Source organism: Streptomyces sp. AC555_RSS877 (assembly GCF_019049245.1).
In the GTDB taxonomy this organism is placed as follows: Bacteria; Actinomycetota; Actinomycetes; order Streptomycetales; family Streptomycetaceae; genus Streptomyces.
The window spans coordinates 12051-17879 of record NZ_JAGMUK010000157.1; the positions used below are offsets into that span (position 1 = coordinate 12051).

Annotated in this window: 5 protein-coding genes; 1 reads left to right on the plus strand and 4 read right to left on the minus strand. The window is 69.3% G+C overall.

The annotated features are described in order from the left end of the window. Together KUM49_RS38000 and KUM49_RS38005 are read right to left on the minus strand one after the other, a co-directional pair. Positions 1 to 1184: PQQ-binding-like beta-propeller repeat protein (locus tag KUM49_RS38000; RefSeq protein WP_217241530.1), on the minus strand; the 1184-nt coding region annotated here is incomplete at its 3' end. A gap of 405 nt (positions 1185 to 1589) precedes the next feature. Further along, complete coding sequence (locus tag KUM49_RS38005; protein ID WP_217241533.1) at positions 1590 to 2780, minus strand: FAD-dependent monooxygenase; 1191 nt, start codon at positions 2778 to 2780, stop codon at positions 1590 to 1592. Positions 2781 to 2860: 80 nt separating this feature from the next. Here KUM49_RS38005 and KUM49_RS38010 point away from each other — a divergent pair, with 80 nt between their 5' ends. After that, on the plus strand, positions 2861 to 3445 hold the full coding sequence (locus tag KUM49_RS38010; RefSeq protein ID WP_217241531.1) for a TetR/AcrR family transcriptional regulator: 585 nt from the start codon (positions 2861 to 2863) through the stop codon (positions 3443 to 3445). Positions 3446 to 3616: 171 nt separating this feature from the next. Here KUM49_RS38010 and KUM49_RS38015 read toward each other — a convergent pair whose 3' ends face one another. Then, positions 3617 to 4213: a hypothetical protein gene (locus KUM49_RS38015; protein WP_254402406.1), complete on the minus strand. Its 597-nt coding sequence runs from the start codon at positions 4211 to 4213 to the stop codon at positions 3617 to 3619. 879 nt (positions 4214 to 5092) lie between these two features. Continuing rightward, the gene (locus KUM49_RS38020) at positions 5093 to 5641 is read right to left on the minus strand and encodes an SMI1/KNR4 family protein (protein ID WP_308406939.1); all 549 of its coding nucleotides are present in this window, start codon (positions 5639 to 5641) and stop codon (positions 5093 to 5095) included. Between the last annotated feature and the right edge of the window lie 188 nt (positions 5642 to 5829).

Genomic DNA, 5829 nt, shown 5'->3' on the forward strand with positions numbered 1-5829 from the left:
TGCCCGGGCGTGAACACCCGGCCGCGGGTGGTCGCGATGCCGGGGTTGACCCAGCCCGCCCAGTCCTCCTCCGCGATCACGTTCTCCTGCGGATGTGGCTCGGCCCACAGCCGGTAGGACCAGACCACGGCGCCGGTGCGCTCGTTCAGGACCACGAGGCGGCCGTCACCGTCCTGGACGTACACATGGCCGCCGGCGACGAGGCGGACGGTGGCTGACTGGCGCGGGCTGCGGTAACTCCAGGCCGTCGTGTACGTCGTCGTGCTGACTGCCTTCACGGTGCCGCGGTAGGTCACGTAGACCCGGCCCGGGCCGAACGCGGGCGTGGCGTCGGCGGGGAAGGAGCGCAGGACGGCGCCGGTGTGCTGGTCGTAGGCCACGGTCCGCTCGTCGTCGGCCACCTTGCTGCGCAGCCACAGCGCTCCGGCGCCCCGCACGATGGGGTTGCCGCCGAGCGCGGTGAGGTCAGGTACGTCGTAACGCCGCAGTTCCCGGCCGGTGCCCCGGTCCAGTAGCTGGTAGGAGTAGTTGTCGAAGCCGAACCACACCCCGAGGTTGTCGACGACCACGGGCGACATTCCCCAGTCGACGAGCGGAGCCCGCCAGAGCTCCGCTCCATCAGCGGCACGCAGCGCCATCGCCGTGCCGCGGCCGTCCTGCGTGTACAGGACGCCGTCGTACCAGGTGGGCGGGTACTCGCAGATGCCGGAGCCGATACTGCGAGACCACCGCTGCGTGCCCGTCGCCGGGTCCCAGGCTGTCACCACGCCTCGCCCGGTCTGGGTGTAGAGCAGCCCGCCACCGTAGGCCAGGGTGGCCTTGGGATCGTTGTCGGCGATCAGGCGCTGGGGCCACAGTCTCGTGCCGGTGGCCGCGTCCAGACCCACGAGTTCCATGCGTGGGCCGCCGGTCTCCTCCTCGTCCACCGCGTTGACCACGACGAAGACCCGCCCGCCGATCGCCACCGGCGCGGAGACGGCCGAGCCGAGGTCGACGGACCAGAGCTTCGTGAACGGCGGGGCCGCCGTCGCCTGGGCGACGAAACTGTCGTGGCGGGCGTTGGCGCGGTACCCCAGTGTGGCGTCCGCCGGTTCCATACTCGTCGTGACGGATACGGGTCCCGGGGTCGCCGCGCCTCCCGGACCGACGCCGACGGCCAGCACCGCCAGAACTGTCGCCGTCACACAGCCCGATCTGGTCCACGCTCGCCTCACAGTGCTGCCCATGAGCCCCCCTCTTGGGTCGTCACTCCGTCCGCGCGGGCGGAGTCGGTGGAGTCGGCCGGTGCACCGACCGCCGCTTCGGTTACCCAGGATGCGCGAGGTAACTCCCCTTCCCTGATAGGTATTTGGTGCTCTCGACATGCACCGCCTGCGTGCGGGGGCTTCGTCGGCCAGGCCCGCCACGGACGGCCCGGAGTGCCTGGGGCCGGCAGTCTGGCCGAGGGCTGACGGGGCCCCGGTTCTCCCCCACCTCAACGGTCCTGACAGAGCGTCAGGGCCGAGTCGCGGGTCTGCTGAATGAGCAGGGGCAGCGCGAACCAGGGTGTTCCAGCAGAAGCTGAACGCACATTTCAGTGACTGTGGTGTTCACCGTTGTTCGGTGACGCTGACGGTGGCGGATGGTGGTTGCCAGTCCAGGACCGTGTCCAGGGCTCTCAGCGACAACGTCTGCGGCGTGGCTCGTACGGCCAGGTTCCGGATGGACACGGCAAGCGGGTGGGAGAGCCGGGCGAGTTCACCGATGCGCCGGGAGCGGCGGCTGATCCGGGTGGTCCGCGTGTGCCTGACCCTTGTGTAGGCGGCGAGCGCGGCTGGCACGTCGTCGGCTTGCGCGAGGAGGTGCGCCGCGACAACGGCGTCCTCAATGGCCTGGCAGCCGCCTTGCCCCATGTTGGGGGTCATCGCGTGGGCGGCGTCGCCGAGCAGGGCCACCCGACCGGCGTGCATCCGGGGCAGGGGCGCGGCCAGTTCGTGGAAATCGTGGTGGAGTATGGCCACCGGGGCCGGGTTCCGCTGGTTCAGCCGGTCCAGCAGTGCGGGTATCGGATCGTGCCACGCGCCGAAGCGCCGGGTCAGCTCTTCGTGATGGTCGGCCGGTCTCGCACCGGGGACGGATACGGCGGTGGCGTAGACGTAGATACGTCCGTCGGTGAGTGGAACGACGCCGAACCGCTCGCCTCGCCCCCAGGTTTCGGCAGCCTGCTGGGCAGGCAGGCCCGTACCGGGAAGCACCGCTCGCCATCCGGCTTCACCGGCGTGACGCAGCCCGCGGTGAGCCGGGAAGAGTTGTCCGCGGAGCACGCTGCGCATGCCGTCCGCCGCCAGTACGACGTCGGCCCGCAGGTCGCCTGCCGACGTACGCACGGTCACGGTGTCCCCCACGTCCTCCACGCCGGTCACTGATACGCCGAGACGTACGACGTCGGCCGGCAGGGCAGCCACGAGCGTGTCGATCAGGAAGCCGCGGTGCACGGCCTGCGGGGAGAGCCCATAGCGGGCGGCCACCGCGCCGTCGTCGGATCGACTCAGCCAAGTGCCGTCGGGCGTACGCAGTCCGACCTGACCGGGCAGGGCGTCACCCGCGCACAGACCGGGACCCAGGCCGATCGAATCGAGGGCGCGCAGTGCGTTCGGGGCGAGCACGATGCCGGCGCCGATGCCCGCGAGTACGGAGGCTCGTTCGCACACGGTGACGCGCCAGCCGCGGCGGCTCAGGCCCACCGCCGCGGTCAAGCCCCCGATTCCGCCTCCGGCCACCACAGCATGACGAACACCCATGTCGACTGCCTCCCCCATACCTGTCACCTCTACATCTGTAGAGGTGACATGCCCGCACTCTACATCTGTAGAGTGCGGGCATGTCCACCCCTGACCGCCGGGACCTGATCGCCGATGCCGCCATCAGCACCGTCGCGACCGCCGGGCTGCGCGGCCTGACCCACCGCGCGGTCGACGCCGCCGCGGGCCTGCCGGCCGGCAGCACGTCTTACTACTTCCGCACCCGCAGCGCCCTGATCAGCGCCTGCTACCTCCGCCTGGCCGCACTCTCGGTCGCCGATGCGGATCGCTGGGAAGCGGACCACGAGCGCCTGGACCTGGACTCCGCCGCAGGCATGCTGGCCGCACTGCTGCACCACTGGCTGACGGCGGCGCGCGACCGCCAGCTCGCCCGCTTCGAACTGAGCCTGGAGGCAACCCGTCGGCCGGAGTTGCGTGCCGACCTGCAGACCGCCGGCCTCAGCGCACGGTCCAAGGCCACCGCCCTGCTGACAGCGCTCGGGGCTCCCCGTCCGGAGCCGGCAGCGGATCTGCTCGTCGCCTGGACCGACGGCCTGCTGTACGACTGGCTCGCCGGCGCGCTGGCCACGACCCGCCCACTGCCCGATGTAGCCGAGCTGACCGCAGTGGTCCGGCGAATGCTGAAGGCCGCGCTTTCCACCTGACCAAAGCCAACGATCTCTTCCAGTGTGAGGAGATGTTCGCTTGGCGATCGCCCTCAGAATCATGTTCACGGCTGTCGGCGCGGGTGTACCCGAGGAAGCGGTCATGGGGCACGTTCGATCGCGGCCGCCGCTCCCTGGCAGCGGCCCGACTCTGTGCGAGCGACGAGAGCGTCAGCCAACGACTGTCCAGTCTGTGCCCGACATCCGGCAACCGGCGTGCCGTCGTGGATGACCGGCAGAACGCGCAGTCCGGGCGCGGGCCGCCACGTCGCACGCAGCCCGCGACCTGACGCCGCCGCCGGTCCGGGACCGCGGGACGCGCTCCGCAAACACCATCAGACGCAGGACGAGATAGCGGCCGATCCCGACGAGCGCGGTGGCCGACAGATACACCGTCTGCTGCAAAACGAGTCCGGAGTCGGGACGGAGCACGGCCAGCGAGCCGACCGCGGCGGACGTGACCAGCCAGCCGACGGCAATGGTGGCCGCGCTCTTCAGATGGCCGGCCAGACCGGGCCGTCCGTGGCCGAACGAGACGCGGGCGTGCAGCTCGGTGGCGACCACTGTGGAGGCGACGGTGGTCAGCGCGTTCGCCACCATCCACGGGATCCACTGCGCGAGCAGGACCAGGGCTGCCGAGGCCGCCAGGGTGACCCCGCTGCCCAGCCCGGCGAAGCGCCCGAAGGCCGCCGCGTGCCGACGGATCAGTCCCAGGCCGTTCATGGTGATCCCCTCCCGGGCTGTCCCTGACAAGGCCGTCGTCGTCATGCCGCAGATCGTGGCCGACCCGCCATTCAGCGCGGTTTCAGAGAGTTCTCAGAGGTGCCGGCGGTAGTGAAACCGGTGCGGCGATACACGGCCGCCCGCCTCGACTGTGATCAGCTGTGCAACGGCCTGGAGTTTGGTGAGCGCCCGGAGCCGGCCGTGCCCGCCGGCTGGAGCCGTCATCGCCAAGGCCGACTGGCCAGCAGGGAGTTGAGGGATCGTCCGGTGTGCGACCGTACGTCGGCCGCGACCTGTTCGGGGGTGCCTTGGGGTATGACCTCGCCGCCCCGCTGGGCCGCCCTCCGGTCCCATGTCGATCGACGGTGTTGTGGCCGCCTGGCCGCGCTTCACATAGCCGAGCCCGACGTCGTCCAGGGTCCGCAGATGCCGGGAGATGATCTGGTGGCGGCCTCAAAGAAGTCCACGCTTCCACCACGGCCATGGCCGAAATGTCCGCGGTGGACCGGCCTTTGATGTGCCCTTCTCGCGTCCCGGTCACTTCGCAAGTCGGTGAAGCCGCCCGCGAAGCCCTCTTCCGGCTCCGCCTCATGCACCCCGAATCACCATCGTCTGGGCCGACTTGGTTTACGCAGCAAGCTCGCGGCCCTGCGAAGTGGTTCCTCCGCCTGACGATCGAAACCGGTCCACCAGCCACCGACGCGGCAAAATCACGAGTCCCTGAGCACCCTTGGGCCTGCTCAAGGTCGCTGGCGTGGTCGGTGCACGCACGCCAGAACGTGGGCGACTACGAAACCCGTCCCGAGCACTCCACAGCGATGCTCGCCTCGCCCTCAATCACGCTCATGACCCCGCCTCGCCGCACACCCCGTTACCCGAATGCAGCAAAGCCCCTCGTGCCCCAGGCTGTCCTCGGTCTGAACATCAGAAATCCCAGTCCAGTTCATCCTCGTCGACTGCAACAGGCAGGTAGCCGTCCACTGCCTTGCCGGTCTCCAGAGCCGTGGCTGTCGCATCCAGGAGACCCGGGAGCGACGCCCACATGGGATGGCGCGAAAAAGAGCATCCTGTTTCGTGATCGGCATCGCCGATCCTTCCGCGGCGGCGGTAGGGGCGCTGGTCGATGATGAGGTAGTCCCCTGCACCGTCAAAGGCGAAGGGGATCCACTGCGCATGCCACCACGGCCCGTACTCCCCGTCCGGGTCGCCTTCCTCTGCTCCCGCCAGCCCATCTCCGTAGATCTTCATGCGTGTCTGCCAGGCACTGGTGATGCTCTGCACCTCGAGCAGAGACCAGAACGGTGGCAACAGGTCGCAGTGGCCCATGCCGTTGTGCCGCAGCAAGGACTCCACCAAGGGCTCGGGGAACGGCTGTCCGATGGCCTGTTCTGCCATGGCAATCGCCGAGCACTCTGCCGGGGGGCCAAGAGCAGCGAACGTACGAGGCGTGTGCCGGGCGAGCCAAGCCTCTATACGGGTCCACGACTCGGATATCGACGAAGTCACCCTGCGATGATGACACTTCGACGCATCGCTGAACGGGAGGTTTCGAGACGAACCCTCAGCTTGTTCTTTATCTACCAAGATCTTCCGGGCTTGCCGATGGCCTTGAGGGTCTCAGGGCGTTTGACGGTCTTGCCGACGTCGTAGCGGGGTGCCCG